The organism is Candidatus Defluviilinea gracilis, from assembly GCF_057138825.1.
In genome coordinates this window covers 1-26059 of sequence record NZ_DBNHEF010000062.1, presented here as the reverse complement: position 1 = coordinate 26059, position 26059 = coordinate 1, and the positions used below count along the sequence as shown (strand labels likewise).

General features: G+C 53.2%; 28 protein-coding genes. 17 read left to right on the top strand and 11 right to left on the bottom strand.

What is annotated here, in order from left to right; translation table 11 throughout:
• Positions 1 to 7: 7 nt before the first annotated feature.
• Entirely contained in the window at positions 8 to 517 is a 510-nt protein-coding gene (locus AC16KF_RS09530; RefSeq protein ID WP_484037079.1) for a DinB family protein, read from the top strand.
• 35 nt (positions 518 to 552) lie between these two features.
• Positions 553 to 1560 carry a quinone-dependent dihydroorotate dehydrogenase gene (locus AC16KF_RS09525; RefSeq protein ID WP_484037078.1) on the top strand — a complete coding sequence of 336 codons (1008 nt, stop codon included), beginning with the start codon at positions 553 to 555 and terminating at the stop codon, positions 1558 to 1560.
• Here the strand turns inward: AC16KF_RS09525 and AC16KF_RS09520 are convergent.
• Positions 1557 to 3659, bottom strand: coding sequence for a protein kinase domain-containing protein (locus AC16KF_RS09520; RefSeq protein WP_484037077.1), 2103 nt, complete (start codon positions 3657 to 3659; stop codon positions 1557 to 1559). The genes AC16KF_RS09525 and AC16KF_RS09520 overlap by 4 nt on opposite strands.
• A gap of 122 nt (positions 3660 to 3781) precedes the next feature.
• Here AC16KF_RS09520 and AC16KF_RS09515 point away from each other — a divergent pair, with 122 nt between their 5' ends.
• Positions 3782 to 4144: a hypothetical protein gene (locus AC16KF_RS09515; RefSeq protein ID WP_484037076.1), complete on the top strand. Its 363-nt coding sequence runs from the start codon at positions 3782 to 3784 to the stop codon at positions 4142 to 4144.
• A gap of 210 nt (positions 4145 to 4354) precedes the next feature.
• On the top strand, positions 4355 to 5653 hold the full coding sequence (locus AC16KF_RS09510) for a Glu/Leu/Phe/Val family dehydrogenase (RefSeq protein ID WP_484037075.1): 1299 nt from the start codon (positions 4355 to 4357) through the stop codon (positions 5651 to 5653).
• A 65-nt stretch (positions 5654 to 5718) separates the two neighbouring features.
• Here the strand turns inward: AC16KF_RS09510 and AC16KF_RS09505 are convergent, their stop codons facing one another.
• From AC16KF_RS09505 to AC16KF_RS09490, 4 genes are all read right to left on the bottom strand, one after another.
• A complete protein-coding gene (locus AC16KF_RS09505; protein ID WP_484037074.1) occupies positions 5719 to 6177 on the bottom strand; it encodes a cupin domain-containing protein in 459 nt (152 codons plus the stop codon).
• On the bottom strand, positions 6084 to 6491 hold the full coding sequence (locus AC16KF_RS09500; protein ID WP_484037073.1) for a VOC family protein: 408 nt from the start codon (positions 6489 to 6491) through the stop codon (positions 6084 to 6086). The genes AC16KF_RS09505 and AC16KF_RS09500 overlap by 94 nt, the downstream gene beginning before the upstream one ends.
• 150 nt (positions 6492 to 6641) lie before the next feature.
• The gene (locus tag AC16KF_RS09495; RefSeq protein ID WP_484037072.1) at positions 6642 to 6995 is read right to left on the bottom strand and encodes a rhodanese-like domain-containing protein; all 354 of its coding nucleotides are present in this window, start codon (positions 6993 to 6995) and stop codon (positions 6642 to 6644) included.
• 94 nt (positions 6996 to 7089) lie between these two features.
• Positions 7090 to 8892 (bottom strand): M3 family oligoendopeptidase, encoded by a 1803-nt coding sequence (locus tag AC16KF_RS09490; RefSeq protein WP_484037071.1) that lies wholly within the window; start codon positions 8890 to 8892, stop codon positions 7090 to 7092.
• A 99-nt stretch (positions 8893 to 8991) separates the two neighbouring features.
• On the opposite strand from AC16KF_RS09490, the gene dnaN reads away from it, so the two are divergent.
• Entirely contained in the window at positions 8992 to 10125 is a 1134-nt protein-coding gene (gene dnaN, locus AC16KF_RS09485) for a DNA polymerase III subunit beta (RefSeq protein ID WP_484037070.1), read from the top strand.
• A 124-nt stretch (positions 10126 to 10249) separates the two neighbouring features.
• On the opposite strand, the gene AC16KF_RS09480 is transcribed toward dnaN, so the two are convergent.
• On the bottom strand, positions 10250 to 10585 hold the full coding sequence (locus AC16KF_RS09480) for an FKBP-type peptidyl-prolyl cis-trans isomerase (protein ID WP_484037069.1): 336 nt from the start codon (positions 10583 to 10585) through the stop codon (positions 10250 to 10252).
• Between the two features lie 123 nt (positions 10586 to 10708).
• Between AC16KF_RS09480 and AC16KF_RS09475 the strand changes: the two genes are divergently transcribed.
• From AC16KF_RS09475 to AC16KF_RS09435, 9 genes are all read left to right on the top strand, one after another.
• The gene (locus tag AC16KF_RS09475; RefSeq protein ID WP_484037068.1) at positions 10709 to 11071 is read left to right on the top strand and encodes a hypothetical protein; all 363 of its coding nucleotides are present in this window, start codon (positions 10709 to 10711) and stop codon (positions 11069 to 11071) included.
• Positions 11072 to 11073: 2 nt separating this feature from the next.
• Complete coding sequence (locus tag AC16KF_RS09470; protein ID WP_484037067.1) at positions 11074 to 11484, top strand: hypothetical protein; 411 nt, start codon at positions 11074 to 11076, stop codon at positions 11482 to 11484.
• Positions 11485 to 11593: 109 nt separating this feature from the next.
• The gene (locus AC16KF_RS09465) at positions 11594 to 12004 is read left to right on the top strand and encodes a GxxExxY protein (protein WP_484037066.1); all 411 of its coding nucleotides are present in this window, start codon (positions 11594 to 11596) and stop codon (positions 12002 to 12004) included.
• Positions 12005 to 12199: 195 nt separating this feature from the next.
• On the top strand, positions 12200 to 13993 hold the full coding sequence (locus tag AC16KF_RS09460) for an FAD-dependent oxidoreductase (RefSeq protein WP_484037065.1): 1794 nt from the start codon (positions 12200 to 12202) through the stop codon (positions 13991 to 13993).
• A gap of 92 nt (positions 13994 to 14085) precedes the next feature.
• On the top strand, positions 14086 to 14793 hold the full coding sequence (locus AC16KF_RS09455) for a succinate dehydrogenase iron-sulfur subunit (RefSeq protein WP_484037064.1): 708 nt from the start codon (positions 14086 to 14088) through the stop codon (positions 14791 to 14793).
• 245 nt (positions 14794 to 15038) lie between these two features.
• A complete protein-coding gene (locus AC16KF_RS09450; RefSeq protein ID WP_484037063.1) occupies positions 15039 to 15746 on the top strand; it encodes a hypothetical protein in 708 nt (235 codons plus the stop codon).
• On the top strand, positions 15746 to 16687 hold the full coding sequence (locus tag AC16KF_RS09445; RefSeq protein WP_484037062.1) for a DNA methyltransferase: 942 nt from the start codon (positions 15746 to 15748) through the stop codon (positions 16685 to 16687). The genes AC16KF_RS09450 and AC16KF_RS09445 overlap by 1 nt, the downstream gene beginning before the upstream one ends.
• A 368-nt stretch (positions 16688 to 17055) precedes the next feature.
• Positions 17056 to 17382, top strand: coding sequence for a BrnA antitoxin family protein (locus tag AC16KF_RS09440; protein ID WP_484037061.1), 327 nt, complete (start codon positions 17056 to 17058; stop codon positions 17380 to 17382).
• 137 nt (positions 17383 to 17519) lie between these two features.
• Positions 17520 to 17954: a hypothetical protein gene (locus tag AC16KF_RS09435; RefSeq protein ID WP_484037060.1), complete on the top strand. Its 435-nt coding sequence runs from the start codon at positions 17520 to 17522 to the stop codon at positions 17952 to 17954.
• A gap of 14 nt (positions 17955 to 17968) precedes the next feature.
• On the opposite strand, the gene AC16KF_RS09430 is transcribed toward AC16KF_RS09435, so the two are convergent.
• The 5 genes from AC16KF_RS09430 to AC16KF_RS09410 all read right to left on the bottom strand — a co-directional run bounded on the left by AC16KF_RS09430 (position 17969) and on the right by AC16KF_RS09410 (position 22499).
• The gene (locus tag AC16KF_RS09430; RefSeq protein WP_484037059.1) at positions 17969 to 18916 is read right to left on the bottom strand and encodes a hypothetical protein; all 948 of its coding nucleotides are present in this window, start codon (positions 18914 to 18916) and stop codon (positions 17969 to 17971) included.
• A gap of 191 nt (positions 18917 to 19107) precedes the next feature.
• A complete protein-coding gene (locus tag AC16KF_RS09425; protein ID WP_484037058.1) occupies positions 19108 to 19878 on the bottom strand; it encodes an ABC transporter ATP-binding protein in 771 nt (256 codons plus the stop codon).
• A gap of 50 nt (positions 19879 to 19928) precedes the next feature.
• Entirely contained in the window at positions 19929 to 20465 is a 537-nt protein-coding gene (locus AC16KF_RS09420; RefSeq protein WP_484037057.1) for a GNAT family N-acetyltransferase, read from the bottom strand.
• 2 nt (positions 20466 to 20467) lie between these two features.
• On the bottom strand, positions 20468 to 21457 hold the full coding sequence (locus AC16KF_RS09415) for a FecCD family ABC transporter permease (RefSeq protein WP_484037056.1): 990 nt from the start codon (positions 21455 to 21457) through the stop codon (positions 20468 to 20470).
• A gap of 64 nt (positions 21458 to 21521) precedes the next feature.
• On the bottom strand, positions 21522 to 22499 hold the full coding sequence (locus tag AC16KF_RS09410) for an ABC transporter substrate-binding protein (RefSeq protein WP_484037055.1): 978 nt from the start codon (positions 22497 to 22499) through the stop codon (positions 21522 to 21524).
• Positions 22500 to 22917: 418 nt separating this feature from the next.
• On the opposite strand from AC16KF_RS09410, the gene AC16KF_RS09405 reads away from it, so the two are divergent.
• The 3 genes from AC16KF_RS09405 (at position 22918) to AC16KF_RS09395 (ending at position 26053) form a co-directional block, all read left to right on the top strand.
• Positions 22918 to 23295 (top strand): STAS domain-containing protein, encoded by a 378-nt coding sequence (locus tag AC16KF_RS09405; protein WP_484037054.1) that lies wholly within the window; start codon positions 22918 to 22920, stop codon positions 23293 to 23295.
• A gap of 356 nt (positions 23296 to 23651) precedes the next feature.
• Positions 23652 to 25280 carry a histidine kinase N-terminal 7TM domain-containing diguanylate cyclase gene (locus AC16KF_RS09400; protein WP_484037053.1) on the top strand — a complete coding sequence of 543 codons (1629 nt, stop codon included), beginning with the start codon at positions 23652 to 23654 and terminating at the stop codon, positions 25278 to 25280.
• Positions 25281 to 25360: 80 nt separating this feature from the next.
• Positions 25361 to 26053: a response regulator gene (locus tag AC16KF_RS09395; protein ID WP_484037052.1), complete on the top strand. Its 693-nt coding sequence runs from the start codon at positions 25361 to 25363 to the stop codon at positions 26051 to 26053.
• The last annotated feature ends 6 nt before the right edge of the window (positions 26054 to 26059 follow it).

Below are 26059 nucleotides of genomic sequence, written 5' to 3'. Positions count from 1 at the left end.
AGAAATTATGCAATTCAAAAATTATCTTGAAGAACTCTACGAGTACAACTACTGGGCGAACAAGCGTTATCTCGTTGTTGCAGAGACGCTCGATCACGAAAGCCTCTTCCACAAGCACGGACATTCATGGGAGACCGCCCACGCGATCCTTGTCCACATGATGAGTTCGGAGCGGATGTGGCGTCAGCGTTGGCTCGGCGAGAAGGGCGAGTTCCTCGATGCGAAAGATTTCCCCGATGTGAAATCCATCCGCGCGTATTGGGTGGAGGTGGAAAAGAACATGCGCGATTACGTTTCGGAGCAAACGGAGACCAGCCTGTGGCGCGATGTGACGTACACCAACCCCAAAGGCGAGACGTTCACGCTTCCGTTGTGGCAGATGATGGTCCAGCCGCCGAATCACAACACACATCACCGCGGCGAGCTGGCGGCGATGTTCGCGTTGATGAATGTTCCGCACCCTGAGGAGGAAATGATCCAGTATTTCTTGAATAAGAGCGGGCAGAAACGATTCTAAACACAAAGTTCACAAGGGAACACAAAGGAAAAGCTTTGTATTCATTTCTTCGCTCCTTCCTCTTTCGCCTCGACCCCGAAGCATCGCATCAACTCACGCTTCGATTGTTAAGTATTGCAGGAAACTTCCCACTTTCCAATTGGTTTCTCACACGACTCTATAAAACCGAATCAAAACCCGTTCAGGCGTTTGGATTAACATTCAAGAATCCCGTCGGTCTCGCGGCGGGATATGACAAGGATGGAGTGGCAGTTCGCGGACTCGCCGCGCTGGGGTTCGGTCACGTCGAAGTGGGGACGGTCACGCCGAAGCCTCAGGCTGGGAATCCGCGTCCGCGTGTGTTTCGGCTGGCGGAAGATGAGGCGGTGATCAATCGGATGGGGTTTCCATCTCAGGGCATGTCGAAGGTCGCAGGTCGCATGTCGAAGGTTGGCAATCGAAGGTCTGTGATCGTTGGCGTGAACTTGGGGAAGAATAAAGACACGCCGTTGGAAGAAGCCGCGCGCGATTATGTTGAGTTGATGAAGGTGTTTGCTCCGCGGGCGGATTATTTGACCATTAACATCTCATCGCCTAACACCATCGGTTTGCGTCGTTTACAGAATCGCGAGATGTTGGAGAATTTACTGGGTCACATTAACTTGGAACGTGAAACCTGGAACCTGAAACTTCCAATCCTTGTAAAAATTTCGCCTGATTTATCTGATGAAGAATTGGATGATGCAATCGGAGTCATCCTCGATAAAAAAATGGACGGGATTATCGCCACGAACACGACTCTTTCACGCGAAGGAGTGCGATCAAACTTGAAGGGCGAGACAGGCGGACTAAGCGGCGGTCCGCTCAAAGGTCGGAGTGAGGCGGTTTTGAGTCAGGTTGTGAAGTTGGTCAATGAGAGAGTCCCGATCATCAGCGTGGGCGGAATTGCGAGTCCCGAAGATGCAAAGAAAAGACTCGCGTTGGGCGCGAGTCTGGTTCAAGTGTATACCGGGCTGGTCTATCGCGGGCCGGGGATGGTTTGGGAAATTGTCAACGCGATTTAGGGTTGTTGGGCTGGGCGTAGCGCCGCTTGAATGCCTTCTCGGGGGTCTTTGAAAAATCCTTCAGGCAGAGGGAGCGGCGTGAGGTTGGCGCCGGTGTCCAGTTCGCCGGAGGGCAGGTAAAAAAGTTGTGTTTTTGCGTCCGGTCCCAGAGATTGGTCTTGGAAGGCGATCAATATAAAAGTTCCATTGGGACTCCAGCGGACATCGCGATAGCAACAGGAACCGATCGGAGTTTGCTGAATGCCTTTGTGGGTGAGCCAGTTATAGATGTACATTTCGCCCCAGCCGTTATTGCGGCGGTTGGTGTTGAATGTAAATTGTTCCATACCGTCCCAGTCGAAGTCGGGAATTTCGTGAGATTCGTACCCGGCTGGCGTGAAGCGTGTGCCGGGAAAGTTGTCCTTAAGATCGATCAGTTCCGGCTTGCAGTCTGAAATATCGAGCACGCCGATCTGCTCGGCTTGCAGGTTTGGGTTGTTTGCGTCGTTGCCCGTGTATAACCAGGCGACGAGTTGATCGTCAGAAGACCAGCGCGCCTCTCGAACTCTGGCAACTGCCATGGTCTTGGGTGTATGTTCAACCAGACAGGCATCCTTCATTTGCGAAAGTTGTCCGCGATTGGTGATGGCTTTGAACTGTTCTATGTCGAACGGCACAACGAAGATGGTGTTGCTCATGGCAACCTGAACTTGTTTATTGTCGTGTGAAACCTGAAAAGCATCCACCGACACTTCGGCGGGAAAGGTGGCGAGCGTATCAACCGTATCGGTTGTAATATCGAAGTACTTGATCGTCTTGCCGCTGATGAAGATGATGGTCTTGCCGTCGTTCAACCATTGCAGGTCGGTTTTGGCGGCGCCGTCGAAGGTGAGTTGCCTCAGGTCGGAGCCGTCCACATTCATCAGCCAGATATCGCGGTTGGCGACGAAGGCGATCTTGTCTGCGCCGCCGATGAGCGGGATTTTGGGCGCGAGCGTTTCCCTCGGCGCGGCGAGCGTGGCGGTCTCGGTCGCCGGTGCGGATGTGACGGTCGACTCAACCGTCGGCATGGAAGTGAACGTGACCGGGGCAGAGGTGGGCGCGGAAGTTTGCGTCGCTTCTTTTTCGACGGGCGGGCTGTTCCGGTTTGTCAGCCAGTATCCCGCCGCCGCGACTCCTATCACGCCCAACACGATCACAGCGATGATCGCCGGTGAAAATTTTCTTTTTTCGGCAACGACTTGGTGTTTTCTCGTTGCCCGCAACGCGGAGAGCGTCTGCGTCTTTTTCTCCGCTCCAAGTTGCCCGGCGATCGCTTTGAGGGTTTGAACCATCTCAACCGCCGTGCCGAAGCGGTCATCGCGGCTTTTCGCCATCGCCTTTTGGATGATTAAGTCCATGTCGGCTGGCAGGTTGGGGTTGAACGTTAAAATTCGCGGAACCGGGTCGGTGACGTGTTTAATGGCGACCGCCATTGGAGTGTCGGCTTCGTAGGGCTGTTTACCGGTGAGCATTTCAAAGAGGATGATGCCGAGCGCATAAATGTCGGCGCGGCCGTCCACTGCGTCGCCGGTGGCTTGTTCGGGCGCCATGTACGCGGGCGTGCCGATGATGCCACTGCCGGTCATGGTGCCGGAACTTTGGGTCATCTTGGCGATGCCAAAGTCGGATATATATGGTATGCCGCGGCTGTCGAATAGGATATTGCTGGGCTTGAGATCGCGGTGGATGAACCCCCGCGAGTGCGCTTCATCCAACCCGGGCGCGATCTGTTCGAGGATGCGCGCCGCATCTGCCACGCTCATGATCCCTTTTTTGATGCGCTCCGAGAGCGATCCCCCGTTCATGTACTTCATCACGAAATAAGGCAGTTTGCCGTCTTCGGTCTCTCCCACATCGTAGACCGGCACAATGGAAGGATGCTCAAGCTGGGCGATGATCTTCGCCTCGCGCTGAAACCTCATGCGGAATTGCGGGTCGGCGTGGAGCAGTTCAGGCGGCAGGATTTTGACAGCCACCTCGCGTTCGAAGCGCGGGTCGTATCCCCGGTAGACGGTTGCCATGCCGCCGCGCCCCAACTCTGATTTGATTTCATATATCCCGATCTTTTCTGGTTGCATGAGGGTAGTATACCTACCGGGTAGGCTGAGCGCAAGCGTCTTGCATGGCAGGAAAATTCCAACATTCATCTAATACAATCGCAATGCTTGCCAAATTCCTTTTATGGTATAGTGTCGCCACTATGGACGAAAAGATCACAATTATCGAGGGACCGCCGCCTATTTTCGAGGCGGTCAACGACGGCTGGGCGTTGGGTTTGAACGAACGCGCCCAATTATCCGTCCCGGCGTTGACGCGCTTGCGCACGTTCAACGGACCCGCGCTGGTGGAACGTTGTTATCGCGCGTGGAACGCAAAAGCCCCCATCCACTTGCATTATCGCAACGATTTCGGCGTGGAGCAAAGCGCGCCCATCTTTGCCGCGCGCAACGTGGAAACCTCCGACGGGCATGTGCTATTGCTTTGGGTGCATCTCGACAGCGACAAGGTCGAATATGAGTTCGATCAAGGGGACGACGAGACCGACGAAGATAATCTTGAATAAGCCAACCGGCCGGGCATGCGCCCGGCCTCTTTATTTCATTTGTAACCCTCCCGTTGAATTGACTGTTGCCTGAGTTCCGGGTTGACGGTACAATCAGGGCAAACGCAATGATGGATCACTTTACAGGATGCGCGGCGCAACCATCGAAGTGAAAGCGGGCTTCCCGTCCGGGATGCCCGTTTATATTTTAATTTTCAGGAGATGAAAGTTATGGCTGGACAAATCAATGCTTTCCAGATCGCACAGGCGCAATTCGACCATGTAGCGGAACAGTTAAAACTCGACGCCGGCGTGCGCGAGGTCTTGCGTGTGCCTACGCGCGAGTTCACCTTCCGCATCCCGGTGCGGATGGACGACGGCTCGCTCAGCGTGTTCACCGGCTTCCGCGTGCAACACAGCGACGTGCGCGGACCCAGCAAGGGAGGCATCCGCTTTGCGGCAGACGAGACCCTCGACACCGTGCGCGCCCTCGCCATGTGGATGACGTGGAAATGCGCGGTGGTGGACATCCCTCTCAGCGGCGGAAAAGGCGGCATCGTCGTTGATCCTTCCAAACTTTCAGTCAACGAAAAAGAACATCTCTGCCGCGGCTGGGTACAGCAGATGATCAGAAATATCGGGCCGCGGCAAGACATCCCCGCGCCGGACGTGGGCACCAACGCCCAGATGATGGGCTGGATGATGGACGAGTATTCGAAATTATCCGGTGAATTTACGCCCGGCGCGTTCACCGGCAAACCGGTCGGGAGCGGCGGTTCGCAGGGACGCACCGAAGCGACCGGCTTTGGCGTGATCTACAATATCCGCGAAGCGATGAAACGCCGCAATATCGATCCGAAGAATTCTGTGGCGGCGATCCAGGGCTTTGGCAATGTGGCGCAACATGCCGCCATGGGGTTCGTCGAAATCCTTGGCGGAAAAGTAGCCTGCGTTTCCTGCTGGGACCGCAACGATAAAAAATCATACACGTACAGCCACAAAGACGGCGTGGACGCAAAATTCCTGCTTTCGATCACCGATCAATACGGCACAGTGGATAAAGCAAAAGCAACCGAGGCGGGTTACGTGGCAGAAGACGGCGACGCGTGGCTCTCAAAAGAAGTGGATGTCCTCATCCCTGCCGCCATTGAAAATCAGATCAACGCCGAGACGGTGAAGAAAATTTCCAGCCGCTTGAAGATCATGGCAGAAGGGGCGAACGGTCCCACCACGCCCGAAGCGGATGAATTTTTCAAGGAAAAAGGCATCTTCCTCGTCCCCGACTTTTTGTGCAACGCGGGCGGCGTCACCACCTCTTACTTCGAAGGCGTGCAGAACGATATGAACTTCTACTGGTCGAAGCAAGAAGTGCTCGGGCGGCTGGACGAAAAGATCACCGATGCCTTCAACGCCGTGTATGAAATGTCGGAGAAAAAGAACGTCTACATGCGCGACGCGGCATACATGGTCGCCATCCAACGCGTGGTAGACGCGATGCAAATGCGCGGCTGGCTTCAAGGCGATTGGTAAACGACCGCGAACGACAAGCCCTCGTCACTCAACGAGGGCTTTTTCTTTTGGATGAAGAACCCGGTTCATTTCGACCCTTCGACACGCTCAGGGCGGCGCGGGCAACCTGATTCACCCTCTCGACCTTTGTGTCCCTCCAGGCAGACCACCCCCTCCGCGCCGACTTGGGCATTGTGCGCAACCCCGGCAGGCAGGTCGAGCCGGTCGCCCGCATGCAACTCCAGTGATTGACCTAACTCCGGCAAACCGAATGTGATCGAACCGCGCAGGACGTAGATGACTTTGTCGTATGAGTGGGAATGTGCCGCGTAGGTATCGTGCGGTCCATTCGACCACGTGTAAGGATGCAAACCTTCATCCGCGCACAAACGCGTCAGTGTGGATTCGGTTGGGGCGGCTGAACCAGCCCAACGGGTGACATGAGGCGTGTTTATATCTTCTCCATCAACTCGATCCGATTCCCAAAGGGATCGAACACATGCGCGCGCTTGAATTCCTCCAGCGGAGGCTGTGACAAGTCCCATTCGTAGCCCGCCACTTGGATCTTTTCAATGAGCGTATCAAGATCATCCACGAGGAGTGCGGGGTGCGCCTTGCGCGCCGGGCGGAAATCGGTTTCGATGCCGAGATGGATTTGAACAACAGGTTGATCCGACAGCAGTTCAACTGCTGTCGGATCGGGAGGAACATTTTGAAGCCAGATACCCCCGCGTTTGGCGAGCTCAGCAGGTTTGGGAATTTCGGTTAGCCCAAGAATGTGAACATAAAATGCCCGCGCTGAATCTTCTTGATCCGCGGGCATGGCTAATTGAACGTGGTGGATGGAGAGGATGGTCATGATTTGTAAGACAAGATTAATCCTGTCCTACGGCTCAACCGGATACCCCGCATTGATCCACGCTTCCAACCCGCCGAGCAATGCTTCGACTTGTGTGTATCCATTGTGCAACATGAGGAACGCCGCACGGGCGCTCGTATGCTCGTTCGGTCAGGTGCAGTAGGTGATGATCCATTGGTCTTTGTCGAGGTTGACGCTATTAATGTCAATTTCAAATCGATCCAACGGAATGGACAACGCGCCTACTACATGCTTCTCGCTGTATGCTTCCGTGCCTCGCACATCCACGATGATCGCCGCGCCGGCGACATAAGCCGTGTACGCTTCTTCCAACGAAATGCGCGGAACATCCGCTTCGGTGGCAGGCAGGTTGGAAGGCGTGGATGGATTCCCCGGCTCGAGGATAATGACCGGTGTCGGCTGGGCGGTTGGGGATAACGCGTTGCATGCAAGTGTTGCGAGGATGAGAATTGAAATGGCGAGGAAGATTCTTGTTTTGGGCATGGGTCCTCCAGGGACGTACACACGGAAACACGTACACAGGTAAAACAGGTAGACACGTGTGTACTTGTTTACGTGTCTACCTGTTTACCTTATCTCACAACTCACAAAACCGATCGATTTGCTTCCCGATGATGGCGAGACTGTCCTGCCAGAATTTTTTCTGCGTGATGTCGATGCCGAAACGCTTGGCGAGTTTCGCCGCAGACGCTTCGCCGGTGGAGGCGAGCAGGTTCATGTAATCGGGGACAAAGTCTGCGCCGCGTTTTCGGTAGATGGCATATAAGCCTGTGGCAAACAGCAGACCGAACGCATAGGGGAAGTTGTAGAACGAGAAGTTTGGCGAATAGTAATGCGGCTTCCACGTCCACATGAATTTTTGCAAATAGCGTTCATCGAGTCCGTCGCCATAGGTCGCTTTTTGGGCGCGCTCCATGATCTCGCAGAAATCGTCGGCAGAGAGTTCGGATTTTTCGCGGCGTTCCATCACTTCCTTTTCAAAGAGGAAGCGCGAGTAAATATCCACGATCACTTGCCCCGCATTTTCAATTTGCGATTCAAGCACAGCCAGAATCTCTTGCGGGTCTTTTGAAGTGGACAATACGGCTTCGGTGACGATGGTCTCGCACATGATGGAAGCGGTCTCTGCGAGAGTCATAGGCGTGTTCTGTTGCAGTTCGGTCTTGCCTGCTTTGTATGCGCAATAATTATGGAAGGCGTGACCCAACTCGTGCGCCAGCGTGCTGACCTGATTGAACGAACCGTCGAAATTGGCAAGGACGCGGCTTTCCTTCACCGCCGGGACTCCCATGCAGAACGCGCCGCCGCGTTTTCCATCGCGTTGCTCGGCGTCGATCCAATTGTTCTTGAACGCAGTCGCAGTCATAACATGAAGATCGGATGAAAATTCGCCGAAATGTTTGAGGATGAAATCGCGCGCTTCATAGTACGAATAGACTTTGTCCGTTTTACCGAGCGGGGCGAAGATATCCCACCACGCCAGTTTTTCTTTGCCCAGTTTCTTCGCCTTGTGTTTGAAATACTTGCGGAACATCGGGAACGAATCTTTCATCGCGCCCATCATCGCGTCGAGGGTCTTGCGATCCATGCGCGCGAAATCAATCGCGGCGTGGAGCGCGTCTTTGCGTCCGCGTCTTTTCCACAGGATGTTCGATTCGCCTTTGACCCCGTTGAGGGTCGCGGCTAGCGTCTCTTTGACTCCCTCCCACGCCTGATTCTCCGCATCGTACGCGCGGTGACGAGTCGCTTCATCGGGATGCGAGCGGAGGTTGATCAGCGCGGGCATGGGTAACTTTTGAAGTTTGCCGTCCAGCTCGAAGTCCACAGAAAGTTGCGAGGTGACCGTCCCCTGCAGTTTGCCGAAGGCGTTGCCTCCGCTGAGCGACATTTCCGCGGCGAGCATTTCCTCCGCTTCGCTCATCAGATATTTTGCCTGGTCGCGCGTCTCTTTGAGTCCGAACGCGTGCGCCTTCGCCGAGGGATTCGTGGCGACGGCTTCATCCAGTTTTTTACCGAGCGTTCCAACCCACGCGCTGAATTGCGTGCCGAGGTTGCGCTGGCGCACCTGCACTTGCTCGAGTTCGGAGAGCAGGCGGTTGGCGGTTTTATTCCGCGAGTCGGTGGTGACGAAGGCTTCGATGTACGCGCCGAGCGTCCCGCCGAGTTCGTAGATGGCGTTGAACTGATCCACCGCCTTGCCGAGCAGGGCGCCGAGCTCCTTCGATTTTGTTTTTGCGCTGGCTTTGGTCAATTTGCTCTTGTAGAATTTCTCGAACTTATCCAGAAGCGCTGAGTATTCCTTCACGGCGTTCTTGAACTCTTTCGATTCGAGCGAGGGATAGACATTGGTCATATCCCAGCGAGGGGCAGAGATGGTCATGGAAACTCTCCTTGAGATGGTGAATATGCCAAGTATACTCTGTTGTATAAAGAGCGTTATGAAGTAAAATAAGCGCACTCAACAACGAGGAGCCGTGCCATGAAAGTAACCATCCTTCAAGAAAACCTTGCGCGTGGATTAAGTATCGTATCGAAAGCGGTTTCGCCGCGCAGTACCTTGCCTGTGCTTGCGAATGTGTTGATCGCGTCGGATGAGGGACGCTTGCGACTCTCCGCCACAAATTTGGAGATGGGCATCACTTGTTGGATTCCCGCGCGCATCGAAGAAGAAGGCTCGACCACTGTGCCAGCGCGCACGTTCTCTGATCTGGTGAGCACCTTGCCGAGCGACCAGGTGATGTTGAAACTCGATGCGCAAACGCAAACGCTCAATGTGCGCGGCGGAACATCCACGAACGATATCAAGTGCATCGACGCGCAAGAGTTCCCGCCGTTGCCCACGCCCGATCTCGAAGGCGCGGTGCAGATCAACGGCGGCGATTTCCGCGAGATGATCCATCAGGTGGTCTTCGCGGCGTCCTCCGATGAAGCGCGTCCTGTCTTGATGGGTGTTTTGATGCAAGTGGATAAAGACAAGCTGACGATGGCGGCGGCAGATGGATTCCGACTCTCCGTCCGCAAAGCGGTTCTTTCCGCCCCCGCGCCTGCTTCAGTTTCCGCCATCGTCCCCGCCCAAGCCTTGAAGGAGTTGGCGCGCGTCGCATCCGATGGTGAAGAGCCGATCTACATGGTGTTACCCAAAGGACGCGGACAGGTCGTCTTCCGCGTGAAAGATGTGGAAGTGGTCTCGCAATTAATTGACGGCACATTCCCCGATTTTCAACAGATCATCCCGCGTTCGTATAAATCGCGCACGTTGGTTTCAACTTCATCGTTGTTGAAAGCCTGCAAACAAGCGGAAATTTTCGCGCGCGAAGGTTCGAACGTGGCGCGTTTCAATATTAAGTCCGCGCAAAGCGACATGCAACCCAGCGAAGTGGAAATTTCCGCCACCTCTGAGGAAACTGGCAAAAACGAAACCATCGTCGAAGCGACTGTTGATGGCGGCGGATTGCTCATTGCATTCAACGTGAAATTTTTACGAGAAGCCTTGGAAGTCATCCGCACCCCCAACGTCGCGCTGGAAACATCTGCGCCGAACGCGCCAGGCGTGGTCAAGCCTGTGGGCGATGACCAGTTCCTGCATGTGATCATGCCGATGCATTTGGGTTAGTCAGATAGTTGGCTAGTTTGATAGTCTGGTAGTCAAACAAAAAAAGCGCTTCGTCGAGTAACGAAGCGCTTTTTTTATCGAATTTGAGTAAGTTTCTATCGCCGATCGGCAAGGTCTTGACGATCTACTTCACATCCACCAACTCAACATCGAACACCAGAGTCGCATTCGGCGGGATGACTCCGCCCGCGCCGCGCTCGCCGTAGGCAAGATCGGGCGGGATGATGAGTTGCGCCTTGCCGCCGACCTTCATCAGCGCGATGCCTTCGTCCCAGCCTTTGATGACACGTCCCTGCCCAAGCGGGAAGGTGATCGGCTCGCCGCGCGAAACGGAACTGTCGAACACGCCTCCATCCTGAAACTTGCCCGTGTAATGCACGCTGACCGTTTTCCCTGCCTCGGCTTGCGCGCCCGCGCCTGCTTGCACTTCGATGTATTCCAATCCGTTTGATGTTTTCATGAGTTCTCCAATTCAAGAATCTTTTCAGCAATTGTAACTGTTGTTTTACAAAATTGACATTTGTTTTCAGTTTGCGCGTGAGGGTGTACAATAAGCCCCGTTCAATATTTCTTGGAGGCATCTATGGGATTGAATCGAAACGTCAGTCTTTCGGCGGGGCTGGGATACAAGGGAGGCGCTCCGTACCTGACCTACATCCTGCATCGCATCGGGGGAAGCGCGTTGTTCATCTTCTTCACGGTTTACATTCTTTCATTGCTGGGATTGGACTCCATGCAGGCGCTGATGGGCAACTGGATCTTCCAAACGGTCTTTCTGACCTTCGGGCTGTTCCACGCCATCAACGGACTCCGCATCACCATCCTTGACCTCTCGCCCAAACTCATCGAGCATTACCGCGCCGCCATCAACATCGAATGGGTGGCGTATATTATCGTGGCGGGATTCGCATTATTCGTTGTGTTCCGCAACGCGTTCGGAGGCTAGACATGGCGGCAAGAACCCTTCCCCTCAACAAGCGCGGCTTCAACTTCGAGACCTTCATGTGGGCGTTCACGCGCTTCACGGTGATCGCCATGTACGGCTTGATCCTCGCGGGCATCCTCGGCGGCTTGATCGTCAGCGCGCAGACAGGCGCGAACCTCGGCGATGTGTTCTACTGGGCGTTCTTCCCCAACCTGGCGGGGAATCCAATCGGCGTGATCTGGATGACCATCCTCGCCAAGTTGATGGTCATCGCGTTTGTTTTGGTCGCCTGCGGGCACGGCGTTCACGGCGTGTTGGAAATTTGGGATGATTACGTCACAAGCGAAGGCGCGCGTCGCTGGGCGCGGAATATTGTTATCACGTATGCGGTCGTGGCAAGCATTGTTGCAGTTTATGTTATTTTGACGGCGTAGTTTTTTAAACACGAAGGGCACAAAGAGCACGAAGGTTGGTCGTTGGTGGAACGAGAGGAATTGACTTGGAGTTTGTTTGAGGATGAGTTAGTCAGAAGGAACCGCATTCATGCCAAATCCGCCGAAGAAAATTTATCTGCCTGTTCCAGCAGAGACGGAGAGAATCGGAAAGTTGGTTCTCGATGCGGCATATAAAGTTCATACGATTTTAGGACCTGGTTTGCTTGAGTCGGTTTACCAAACAGCCACAAAACATGTGCTGACGACAAGCGGAGCGCTTGCCGAGACGGAAGTAAAACTTCCGATCATGTTTGAAGGCGTGGAACTCGAATCGGCATTGAAGATTGACCTGCTCGTTGAAAAATGTGTGATCGCAGAGTTGAAGTCGGTTGAGAAAATGCATCCAGTGTTTGAAGCGCAGTTGATAACCTACCTTCGTTTGAGTAAAGTGCGGCTCGGTTTTCTCATCAACTTCAATGTGCCTCATCTCAAAGACGGTATCAAACGAATCGTGGTGTAAAGAAATTAAACACGAAGGTTGGTTAGTTGGTAGAGCGAGATGAATTGGTTTGGAGTTTGTTTGAGGACGAGCGAGTTTGAAGTAAAAGAAAAATAACAAAATCTTTCAATCACTAAAGGCATCAAGGTCACCAAACCCATCAGCCTTAAATCCTTAGTGCCCTTCGTGTCCTTTGTGGTAAAAAATGGAGTATTCATGGCAAATGTTCATCAATTTGAAGTGATCGTGGTCGGCGCGGGCGGGGCGGGACTCATGGCGGGACTCTACGCCTCACGCGGCGCGAAGACGGCGGTCATCAGCAAGTTGTATCCGACGCGTTCGCACACAGGCGCGGCGCAGGGCGGAATCAGCGCGGCGTTGGGCAATTATGAGGAAGACAGACCCGAATGGCATATGTACGACACGGTCAAAGGGTCGGATTATCTCGGCGACCAGGACGCCATCGAATTTATGACGAGCGAAGCCATCCATGCGGTGCTTGAACTCGAACATATGGGCTTGCCGTTTGACAGAACGCCTGAGGGACGCATCTCACAGCGTCCGTTCGGCGGGCATACGAATAATGAAACAGGCAAACCCGTCCGACGCGCGGCGCACGCGGCAGACCGCACGGGTCATATGATCCTGCAAACGCTGTACCAACAGTGCATCAAGAACAACGTCACGTTCTTCGATGAATATCAAGTGATTGATTTCATTATGGTGGACGGCAAAGCGACGGCGGTCGTCGCGATCGAATTAGCCACTGGCGAATTTCACATCTTTCACGGAAAAGCGATCATCTTCGCGACGGGCGGGCATGGTCGCATTTTTGAGGTGACGTCCAACGCCTACGCCTACAGCGGCGACGGCGCGGCGATCCTCTTCCGTCGCGGCATTCCGCTCGAGGACATGGAATTTTTCCAGTTCCATCCCACAGGCATTTACAAACTCGGCATCCTCATCACCGAGGGCGCGCGCGGCGAAGGCGCAGTGCTGATCAACGGCAAGGGCGAACGCTTCATGCCGAAGTATGCGCACACGGTCAAGGATTTGGCGTCGCGCGATGTGGTCAGCCGCGCGATCTACACCGAGATCAAAGAAGGTCGCGGCATTGACGGTAAAAATTATGTCTATCTGGATATCCGCCCTGAGACGGTGAACAAATTCGCGGCGGAGGACGGACGCACCAACCCCGACGGTTCTCCCTACAAGATCACTGGCGACACGATCTTGCAAAAGATTCCCGACATCGTGGATTTCTGCCGCGTCTACCTCGGAGTGGACCCTGTCACACAAATGATGCCGACTCAACCGACCGCGCATTACACGATGGGCGGAATTCCGACGACAAAATATGGCGAAGTAGTCGTTGACGATAAAGGCACGAAAATCCCTGGCTTATTCGCGGCAGGCGAGTGCGCGTGCGTGTCTGTGCATGGCGCGAATCGACTCGGCACGAACTCACTGCTCGACCTCGTTGTGTTCGGCAAACACGCGGGACAAACAGCCGCGGAGTACGCCAAGTCGGTTGACTGGGCGAAACTGCCCGACGATGCCGAAGCAGGCGCGAGGTCCGAATTTGAAGCGCTGCGGAATGGGTCGGGTAAAACGAATGCGTACGATCTATCCAATGAGATGAAGAAGGTCATGTTCGAGGAAGTCGGCATTTATCGAAACGAAAAAGATATGGCGTCGGCGTTGGAAAAAGTGCGCGACATGCAGGCGCGATTCAACGATGTGCGCGTGGGCGACACGGGACATGTGTTCAACACCGAATTGTTGAACGCGTGGGAACTCGGCAACATGCTGGCGGTGGCGGAAGCGGTGGCGGCGAGCGCGTTGAACCGCAAAGAGTCGCGCGGCGGACATGCGCGCGAGGATTATCCCGAACGCGACGATGCGAATTGGTTGAAGCACACGTTGATCACGAAGAAGAATGGCAAGTTGGAAATTAGTTATAAGCCTGTGGTGATCACGAAGTTTCAGCCGAAGCCAAGGGTTTACTAATGTCATTGCGAGTCTTCGAGAAGCAATCTCCTCGTTGTGGCGCAAGATACGAGTTACACGTTACGAGTTAAGTTTGATGCAGAGGTGTTTACATGGAAGTAACAGTTAAGATTTTTAGATACAACCCCGAAAAAGATTCGCGCGGACATTACGAGTCTTACACAGTGGACGCGCATGAAAATGACCGCATCCTCGATGTGCTTGAGTTGATCAAAGGTCACAAGGACGGGTCGCTGGCTTTCCGCCGTTCGTGCGCGCATGGCGTGTGCGGATCGGATGCGATGCGCATCAATGGGCGCAACATGCTGGCGTGTAAAACGCTGGTGCGCGACGTGGGCGCGAACATCACGATCGAGCCGTTGCTGGGTTTGAAAGTTGTCAAAGATATGATCGTGGACATGGAGCCGTTCTTCGATAATTACAAGAAGATGCTTCCATATCTCATCAACGAGTCGCCGTTGCCCGCCGATGGAAAAGAACGCTTGCAATCTCCCGAACAACGCGCGCGCTTCGATGAGACCACCAAATGTATTTTGTGCGCGGCTTGCACCACGTCATGTCCGTCGTTCTGGGCGAGCGAGGAGTATTACGGGCCCGCCGCGTTGATGGCGGCGCATCGCTTCATCTTTGACTCCCGCGATGAGGGCGCATCGGAACGCTTGCACATTTTGAGCGAAACGAACGGCACGGTACGCTGTCACACCGCGTATAACTGCACCAATGCCTGTCCGCGCGATATTCACATCACGAAGGCGATCGGCGAGTTGAAGATGGCGATGGTAACGGGGAAGCTTGATTGAGAGATTAGAGACTGGAGATTGGAGACTGGCAAGCCGTGTCTGTGAGGATGCGGCTTGTTTTTGTTTGCCAAATTCTCAAACTGGCTTTATAGTTATGAGGCAGGTTTTGGTTAATCGGTGTTTTTAGGAGATTACTTTTAAAGCAAAGAGACAAGGCATATCTTGACCTGATAGTAGACCCGATTCGAGTTTGCGCCAACTATAAACCTAAATTTGGACAAGGATCGAATAAAGATGGATTGAGTATGAAGCAGTTTCAAAATCTTTATCGAAGCGATCCGTTTTATCGTTGGCTGGGTTTATATAACCCACTGATGTATGCTGCGCATAAGGCGGCTGGCGGCATGACAAGTATTTACCGACAAATTGGTATTGGGTGTGAGACGCTTTTTCGAACGATCATCAAAGATTCGCTTGGGTTATCCGACAACGATGTAAGATGGTCTTACAGTATTCCTTTGCCAAGCGGAAAAACCAGAACACTATATCTGGATGGTCGAATTCCCCTAGACAGAATCAGCGATAAATCAAAAAGACTTCGCTTCCAAAGTTGGATGAGAGAGTCTGCGAAAAGTCTAGATGTCGATTCGAGAATATCTGCCAAATTAACAGGCGCAATTTTTGAAGTGCGACAGGGCTATAAAAGCAAAGACTCAAAACGTCAAAATGCGGATATTGCAAACGCGGCGACCGCGTACACGCAGACTTATCTTCCGTGCGCCGTGATCTTATCAACCCAAATTGATGAGGATATTTTGCTCCGGTATAGATCCGAAAAATGGGCGGTTATCACCGGCGTAGTTGGGGAAAACAATCCATTGGTTTCGACATACGATTTCATGCGCGAAGTCGTTGGATATGACCTTGCCGCATTCTTCAAGCGAAACAGTAAAGTGATCCAACGGGAAGTTAACAACGTACTCAAGTCGTTGCTGATCCTTGGAGAGAAATAATGGGTATTGTTTTGGAGCGCGAAAGCCTCCGCCAGCGCGCTGATTTTACTTATAAGTTCAACGCTAAAACCGGGCGTCATGGCTGGTTGCGTCTTACGCCTGCCTACTCCCTAAAAATCGTCGAAGATTTGGTAATTTCAAACCCCGAGGCCCGTAGAATATTCGATCCGTTCTGCGGAACAGCCACCACAGCGTTGAGCGCCGCTTATCATGGACGAGAAGGCGTAACAACTGATATCAATCCTTTCTTGATATGGCTTGGACAGGCAAAGACAATGCATTATTCAACGGTTGATATTGAATTAACCCGAGAGGTCTGCCTCGATATAGTTGAAATAGTTAAAAAGCAAAACATCGAGCCATATTCCCTGCCGCCGCTCCATAACATTGAACGTTGGTGGCATCAAAGGGAACTGAATTTTCTGCAACTGCTCAAATCCGCGATTTATAAGACAACAGAAGTAGCCTCCGCTCAACGGAGGCTACTAATGGTCGCATTTTGCAGAACATTGATGAAATTATCCAATGCCGCATTCAACCATCAATCCATGTCCTTTAAAAATGGCGGGCAACTAAAGATGGGGCTGGAGTTCGATTTATATGAAACCTTCGCCGCAGACGTCCAATTTATCATTAATAGCGCCGGTGAAAACCCAAGCGGGAAAGCAACAATTTTACTTGGGGATTCTAGAAATCCCGCGAGTGTTGTTGATGGAAAATTCGACCTGGTCATTACATCGCCTCCCTATGCAAATCGTATGTCTTATATACGGGAACTCCGGCCTTACATGTACTGGTTGGATTTTTTATCAAACGGCAGAGATGCCGGCGAATTAGACTGGGAAACTATTGGCGGCACATGGGGAATAGCCACAAGCAAACTTACAGATGGGAACGTCCTACCGAGCAATTTCGGAACGAACAACTGCTTGGCATCCTAGATAAAATAGCCAACACAAACAATAAAAATGGGATCGTGCTCTCAAAATATGTCGCAAAATACTTCGACGATATGTGGAGTCATTTTAAAGGCTTGACCCCCATTCTTGCCCCTTGCTCAGAAATTCATTATATTGTTGGTAATTCTACGTTTTACGGGACGCTTGTTTCCACCGAACAACTGTATGCCAAGATGCTGAAGACATTGGGCTTTTCAAATATCGAGTGCAGACCAATTCGAAAACGCAATTCAAAAAAGGAACTGATTGAGTTTGACGTAGTTGCCCGTTGGGAATAAAACGAATAATGAATACCCTCGAACTCGCCGCCTTCCTGAAATGGATGCGGCTTGTTTTTTTATGAAACATCAATGGGTAGTAAAATACTCGATATGAGGAAAAACGCTGCTTCGAAGAAGTTGGGCACTGATTTCAAACGGCTTGACGCCATGACCGACAAAGATATTGACTTCTCGGAAATCCCTGAAATTACGCCTGAGATGTTTGCTAAAGGCATGGTTCGACGCGGACTTAAGCCGACCTATAAACGCCAAATGACCCTGCGATTGGACAGCGATGTAATCGAGTGGTTCAAACGACAAGGACGCGGATATCAGACCAGAATGAACGCCTTGTTACGAGCGTACATGGAAGAGCATAAAAGAATGACAGGCGGACCTCGTTCACGAGCAGGTTAAGACTTTGCAAGAACAAGCCGTATCCATGAGATACGGCTTGTTTTTATACACGGCTATAATTCCCGTTGAAGGTTTAGGATGTAAGTTATTCGGGATAATGCAAAGGTCTCGCGTTAGAACCAAGAAAGAGTGGTCGCATGATTACCCAGAACATATCGATCTTCCGAACGGGCGCGTTGATATTATTTGTCGTCGCCCTGCTGGGACCATGGACATTTGACGTCATTAATGTGCCAGCGGAATACGAATGTTCAGCGCCTTTTATCCGTTTGAACGGTGATTTCTGTGGGACTGTCATGTCGGGGCTATGGGTCGGCGGACTTTCGATTTTGCCCCTGATACCGTTTTTCACTACATTGCTCTTGCTCTGGAAGAAAGACGCGCGTCGATTCCGAACCATCCACCTTATCGCATGGGTGTTGGCTTTGATCCTCGCTTTGGTAATTTTCATTGGTCAGACCAATGACCCGATCATCCGCCTGTGGGGACTCTGGCTCTACATCCTGCTGGCGGTTGGCGCAATTCTGATCGAGTATCTCGCGTCAAAAAATAATCCCGCCTCGAATATCTGACTCGAACGCGCCATCTACTGGCTTTCCATCCAATACGAAATGAACGGATCAGCCTGTTGCAAAGTTGCGATTTCCGCCTCGCACATGAGGGACTGTTGCGCGGGCTGTCCTTCCGCTTTGAAGATCCGCCCGATCATACGCGGATCGCTCCAGTGTTCGCGGTCCACGTAGCCGAGGCGGTAGTAACCGTCTCCGCTTTCGTAGCACCAAGTCTGCCCGTAGATAATGACCGGTTCGGGAAGCGCGAGAATGTATCGGGGAGTCAATTCCGAAAGAGACGCGGGGTAACGTTCCTCGCGCGCGTAAAATGATTCGATGGCTTGAACGACCCTGTCCGCCCGTTGCGACGTCAATGCTCGAAAGTCGACGCGTTGCGCCAAAGTCGAAACCCAGATCATCAAAGCGGGGGCGAGTAGAAGATATGCAATGCCAGCTAGTTTTGTTTTGGACGGCAAAGCAATAAGCAGGGTAAGCCCGGAAAGCAAGACGGCAAGCATCGGAGCAAACAACAGAATGTATTTGAGGGAATCGTAGGTATTATCCCAAACTGTTAGATCGTAGATTTTGAAGAGCGTTCCAATGATAAGAAGAATACCAACGAAGAAGACGGGAATGACAATTCGCGCTTGCGGTTCGGACGAACGCAGACTCAAACCCGAATAGAGCAAGAACGCCGCATTGATCAGCGCAAGAGGGATCAGGAAAAACGCGGCTGTCGCTAAGTCTGAGAATAGCAGGGAAGTAGGAATGAGCAGAAGCGCTAGAAGAACCAGCCCCGTAAATATCCACACCTTGGGGTTCACGCGCTCGATCACCTTTGGCAACACCAGCGCGAATAATCCGCAAAACAGGCTCGCAACCGCGGCGGCTCCCATGATCCCCGATGAGCCAGCGGACGAGATCATCGCAAACACCACAAAGAGCACAATCGCTATGAGGAGAACGAATACAGGCGTCTTCATGTCTGCCTTCCTTTTATTACTTGACGGGGTGAAAAGGAAAACGTATCGGGCAGATTCCGCTTAACGTTTACTAGACTTCTTGCGAAAGTCGTTTTTGCCACAGAGAAAAAGAGTGTTTCTCAAAGGTCTCTGTGGTTAAACAAGAGATACTTATGCAAGAGGTCAATTCTCAAGTTCGCAGTGTGCGCGGCTTATTGTATTTCCGGCAGGACCAGCGGAATATCCAAAAACGGATGCTTGACCACCCGCACGGGCAAACAATACGCTTCAGCAATTCGTTCGGGTTGCAATACTTCCCCGGGCTTCCCCATCGCCGTGATGTTTCCCGCGACCATTAACGCGATTCGATCCGCATAATGCGCCGCGAGATTCAAATCGTGCAAGGCGATCAACACGGCAAGGTTATCTTTGTGAGCAAGGTCGCTCACCAACTCCAACAAGCCAACTTGATACTGTATATCCAAATGCGCGGTGGGTTCATCGAGCAACAGGATCGGCGTGGATTGGCACAAGGCGCGCGCGAGTAAAACCCGTTGTTGTTCTCCACCGGAGAGTTCGCCCACGCGGCGTTCGGCAAAGTGAAGCGCGCCCACGCGCTGAAGCGCTTGCCGCGCGATCTCTTCGTCGCCTCTCGATGGCTGACCTAAAAACCCAAGATAAGGCGCACGCCCGAGTAATACGGTTTCCCAAGCGGTAAACGCCGGTGGTAGTGAAACCGCCTGCGGAACGGTGGCAATATACTTCGCTCGTTGCATGGGATCCAGCGATGCGAAATCGTCTCCGTTCGCGCGAACGTGACCCGAATAGGGAATCACCCCGCTTGCGGCGCGGATGAGCGTGGATTTGCCCGCGCCGTTCGGTCCGATCAGCGCGAGGACCTCGCCGCTTTGCACAGCGAGGGAAATATCGCGCAAGATTTGGCGGGAGCCGTAATAGGCAGAGATGTTTTGGATTTTCAACATGGCAGAAACAGACGGGCGCGGCAACATTCATGTTGCCGCGCTACAATGGATTAAAAAATCAAATACCAATATAACGCGATCTCGTCCAAGGGCGGGTTTAGGGCTTTATATAATTCCATGTCGAACCCGCGCAGTTCGAAACCGCAACTTTCATAGAGCCGGCAGGCGTTCACATTGATATCCTGTGTTTCAAGGAACACGCCGGGGAAACCTTTTGTTCTTGCCCAATCGAGCGCGCGAGCCATTAATGCGCGCCCAATCCCTCGCCGTCGAAATTTTGTGTCCACTCCGAGATCGCATAGATATGCATAATTATTCCAGTGTTTCCGCGCTTCAATCTGCCCTGCGAGTTCATTGTCTGCATACGCAAAAAAGAGGTTGCGGTCCGGGTCGCTGTCGTACGCCATGAAATCGGTCACGCGCCGGCCGCCGTATTTTTTTGTATAGGGAGGCACATCCATAACCGTATAAGAAATCTTTCCCCGTTCGGCGCGCAGAACCAATTTGGAAGTTACCAGGAAGGAATCGTCAAATTGACGATAGTCTTGATCGTTCTCTTTGTCGATTGCGCGGATGGAGATTTCCATGTTTACCAATATCCTTGATTCTTGGCGGTCTTCAACACCCATAAGAAGAACGGCGCGCCTGCCAGCGCGGTGACGATGCCGACGGGAATCTCTTGCGGCGCGATGACGATTCTGGCGAGGATGTCGGAGAGAAGCAGGGCGATCGCGCCGCCGAGAATGCTGAGGGGGAGTAAACGCCGGTAATCGGGACCAAACCACAATCGGGTGAGATGCGGGACGATCAGTCCGACGAATCCGATAATGCCGGAAAACGATACCGCCGCGGCAGTCGCCAGGGAGGAGGCAGTCAAAATGATCCGCTTGGCGCGCGAGACGTTCAGCCCGAGTTGTTGCGCCTGATCGTCGCCGAATTGCAGGAGATTCAGCGCGTGACCACAGAAAGCCAGAATGCCCAGACCGATGACGAGGTATGGCATGATCGCAAGGATCGCCGCCCACCCGTTTTGGCTCGCGCCGCCGAGAAGCCAGCCTAACGCGCGGCGAACTTCGCTCGTGGAGCGGATCATGAGGAATGAGGTGAGCGAGGTGGCGAACGATGAAACGGCAACGCCGGCGAGGATGAGGCTGGTTGTCGGTATGGTTCGACCAACCCGCGCCAGGGAATATACGATGAAGACTGTGATCAGCGCGGCAACGAATGCCGAGAGTGGAATCGCCATCAGACCCCAGAATGAATAGGGCCACTGGACCGACATGGCGATCACCGCGCCCAGCCCCGCGCCTGATGCGACGCCGATGAGGAATGGGTCAGCCAGTGGGTTGCGGAATAATCCTTGATATGCCGCTCCGCTCCCGCCCAATGCCGCGCCAGTGAGCGCGATGAGGATCGTGCGCGGCAGGCGTATCTTCCATAAGATCGAACCGTTGATCTCTGTGCCGTTGCCGAGAATGGTTTGCCATAACTCGCGCGGTGAAATGAAAACAGAGCCAATGGCCAGGCTGAGGAGGATCGCGAGGCAAAGAAAGAGGAAGGAGGAAAGGAGAGGGCGCATGGATATCGTATCCACGGGAAGATGCAAACAGGTAGACACGCGCGCGTGTCTACCTGTTTATTTCTTACTTAAACAACTCGGGGTGCAATAGTTTCGCCAATTGTTCCAGCCCATCCACCAGGCGCGGGCCGGGGCGGCTGACCAGGTTATCGTCGAAAGTAAAAATTTGATTGTTCTTCACCGCATCGAGCGTTTCCCAGCCGGCGCGGGCGAGCACCGATTCGGGCGTTACGCCCCACATCGAATCGCCGAGGACGATCACCGAAGGGTTCGCGGCGACGATCTGTTCCAAACTCACTTGCGGGTAAGCGTCGGTGATGCCAGCCAGGGTTACGAGGTTGGCTCCGCCAGCGCGCTGAATGAGCAGGTCGCCGAAGGTGCCGAGACCGTACGAGTAGGGTTTCGCCGCGTCCGTTGCGTCGATCTCATAAAAGACCGTTGGGCGGGCAGAGATGGGCGCGATCTTTTCATCCACCGCGGCAACGCGCGCTTCGAGCGAGCCGATGAGTTCTGTCACGTCATGCCCAGACAGCTGACCGACAACATCAAGGTTCACATACATTTCTTCAAGCGTGACCGGGTTCTTCAGGTAAAACACGGTCAACCCCAAATCTTCAAGTTGCTTCACAAGTTCGGGCGTGTTGATCTCGGCGGCGAGCACCAGGTCGGGTTCGAGCGCCACGATCGCTTCCACATTGTATTCGCCGAACGATCCGCCAATGGATTCGATCGAGGCGGCTTCGGCGGGATAATCGGAAAATTCATCGCGTCCGACCACCTGTGAGCCTGCTCCAATGGCGAAGAGTATCTCCGTGTTGGAAGGGGCAAGCGAAACGATTCGCTGAGGGGTTGTTTCGAGCGTGATTTCGCGCCCAAGCCCATCGGTATAGCGTTTGGCTGGTATTTCGGTTGGCGCGGCAGTGGCAGGCGCTTCGGTGGCGGCGACTGTAGGCGCAACAGGCGCAACTGTCGGCGTGGTTTGCGGCGCGCACGCGGTCAACAGCGCGATGAGTAAAGTCAATAGTAAAGTCTTGCGTAACATGGTTTCTCCTAAGGGTGTGGTGCGACCGGCTTAAGCCGGTCTGACTTGATCGTACAAATTAAAATCCCCAGCCAAAGCCGGGGAGGTTGGGGAGGCGATGCGAGTCTAGCCGTCCTCCACCTCCTTTCCGCGAGGGTGTGGTAGAACCGACCAGTGCGGGCGACCTGACTTACTTAGTCTCCTAGCCGGCTAGTCTGATCGTCCTCCAGTCGCATATGTTCGACTGGGAGACTGGGAGACTATTTGACTATTTGACCAACATCACAGTTGCGCGACAGTGTTGGAATTTCACCAACTTCGCCGCTGAATGGTCGATAAAATTGTGGCGCGATTGTATGCCCGTTGGAAACGCCCGTCAAGTGTATAATGGGAAACATCATTCTGGCGGCGCTGTATCGTATTCGAAAACGAGGTAATCATGAATCCTGATTTCAAAGTATCCTCTGAGCAACGGCAGGCAGAGGTGCCCGTCACCATTTTTCGGGTGTCTGGCTGGCTGGATGCGCAGGGTGAAAGCCGCCTGCTGGAGGAAGCCCGGGACGCGTACGATGGCGGCGCGCGGTACCTGCTGATCGACATGAGCGAGCTCGATACACTCACCAGCGCCGGCATGCGCGCCTTGCAAAAGGTGTATCTGATCTTCACTCCCAAAGAGGACCATTTTCAAGTGGCGCATATGAAATTATGCAACGCGCCAGCCCAGATCTACAACGTGCTGGGCATCACAGGATTTTTACAGAATATTCCCATGTACGCAAGCATGGACGACGCGCTCGAGTCGTTCGGCAAAGACTAATGCTCGTCCATGAAAGGCTCTTCAGATCACTGAGGAGCCTTTTTTGTTGCGCTCTTTGCCGCCAAAGCGAGGCTTAATGCACCGCTCAGTGTCGCCATGCCGCTACGGTAGAGAATGCTTAAATTGAATTAATACTAACTACCCGACACTTTCCTTTTTTGGACGCTGACCGCGAAGCGCGCTGAAAACGCTGATAAAAACTTTTTTCGCCCGTTTTTTGAAAAATCCGCGTTTATCTGCTTCCCATTTTATAAAAATTGTCAGGTAGGTAGAATTAATAGAGAGAAAATCTTTGTAAACCCATTGCAAGTTTGCATGGTTTCGTCCAAGGCTACAATTAGGCTGTATGTAGGCTTATGCCAACTTATTTTTTTACTTATCTCCTTTTATTGATCGGTTCCACCGTCGTAACCTTTTCCGCTTCGTTGATCGCCCGAAAGAGGAACGCGCCCGGCTCGACCACGTTGAGGGCGTTGCTGGTTGTCATGTCGATGTGGTCCGCGACTGCCGCCGCGATATACATTCAGGATGGTTTCGCGGGAAAGGTCTTCTGGTTGAACGTGATGGTCGTTCCTGTTGCCATCGCGCCAATCCTGTTCATGACCTTCATCTTGAAATTCAGCGGAAGCCCGGTCTGGGTCACTCGCCGCGCATTGACCCTGCTCTATGCCTTTTCAATCGTATTCATCCTCCTGCAGTGGACTAACTCATACCATCATCTCGTCCTTTCTTCGGTGCAACTGGTTGAGCAAGACGGGTTCTCGGCGCTGAAAATTCAACGCGGCCCGGTCTATTTTGTAAACCTGGCGATTGCCTACGGCACGGTAACCATGGGCATTCTCACTCTTGTTCGCGAGGCGCTGCGCGCAAGTCATTTGTATCGAAATCAATACCGCCTGCTTCTACTCGGATGTATTGTTCCGCTGGCATTCAGCATATATAGCCAGTTAGACTATAACGCGCTCGGCAATCTGGATACATCCCCGATCAGCTTTGGCATCACAGGCGTCATTTTTGCCTTTACCACACTCCGCACCCACTTTATGGATCTGATCCCTGTGGCGCGCAGTCATCTGATCGAAAACATGGGCGACGGCGTATTAGTGCTCGATGCCCAAAACCGTATTGCGGATCTCAACCCAGCCATGGAAGTGTTACTGGCAGAACAACCACAGCAACTTCTAGGCAAATGCGCCTTCGAGACTTTCGGAGGCTGGGTGGAAAAAACAAGCGCAATTTTCGGCGATTTCGAGCTAAAAACCGAGGTACGTCTTCCATCCATGCCATCTCAAATTTTAGACTTGCGCATGACCCCGCTCTACGATAAGAATGACCTGATAAACGGCAGATTACTTGTCTTTCGAGACATTACCGAACGCAAAGAAGTTGAAAAAAGACTCCGCGACGCCAATTTCCGGCTGAAATCCCAACTCATCGAAATTGGAATCTTACAGAGCCAGTTGCGCGAACAGGCAGTGCGCGACTCGCTGACCGGGTTATTTAACCGCCGTTATCTCGAAGAAACGCTGGATAGGGAACTCGCCCGAGCCGCGCGCGAATCTTATCCTGTCTCCATCATCATGATCGATATCGATCACTTCAAGCAGATCAACGACACCTATGGGCACGAAGCAGGGGATATCATGTTAAAAGCGCTGGGAGGCATGCTGATGACCCACAGCCGACGCGGCGACTTTGCCTGCCGTTACGGCGGCGAAGAATTTCTCATCGTTATGCCCAATATGGCTCGCAGTATCGTGCAAGAACGCGCGGCAGCCTTGCGGCAGTCGCTCAAGGCGTTGATGGTGCGCTACGGCAATCATACACTGACCGCAACCTATTCGATGGGCATCGCCTCCTACCCCGCCAACGGCGATACGCGCGAATCGTTCTTACGCGCCGCAGACATGGCAATGTACGCCGCCAAGAACGCCGGGCGGGATGATATCCGCTCATTCGATGAGATCGAGGCATTGGTCAAGTAAACAAGTAGTTCATGGGGCAAATCTTACGAATTCCTAACTGCTGCGCGATTCTGAATGACATTGGAGTATGATGGGCATCGATGAACGCGCGTTCCATTCTCGTGGTGGAAGACGAAGCCAGCATTGCTGAGGTGATAAGCCTGTATCTCAAGCGCGCCGGATTTGCGGCGCAAGTCGCTTCCACCGGTAAACAAGCGATGGCTCTCTTCGAACGACAGCCCCCGGATTTCGTCATCCTCGACCTGATGCTTCCCGAAGTGGACGGTCTGGCGCTCACGCGCTGGATGCGAGACCGGTCCAATGTGCCGATCATCATGTTGACGGCGCGGCGCGAAGAAGCGGATCGCATCGCCGGGCTGGAGATGGGCGCCGACGATTATGTGGTCAAGCCGTTCAGCCCGCAGGAGCTGGTCAGCCGCGTGCGTGCAGTGCTGCGGCGTACCGGGCGGGAACAGTCCGAGATCGAGAATGAGCGTGAGCTGTCCTTTGATGGATTGAGCATCGACCCGCGCAGCCGGGTCGTCAAAGTGATGGGGGATGAAGTGGAGCTGACCGCCAGGGAGTTCGACATGCTGTATCTGCTGGCGCGGCATCCCAGACAGGTGTTCACACGCGAGCAGCTGCTCGACCGGGTCTGGGGCGGCGCGCAGTATATCGATCCCGGCACGGTGACGGTGCATGTGCGCCGTCTGCGCGAGAAGCTGGAGAGCGATCCGTCGAATCCCACGCGTCTGCTCACGGTGTGGGGGGTTGGCTACAAGTTCGAGCCATAGATCATG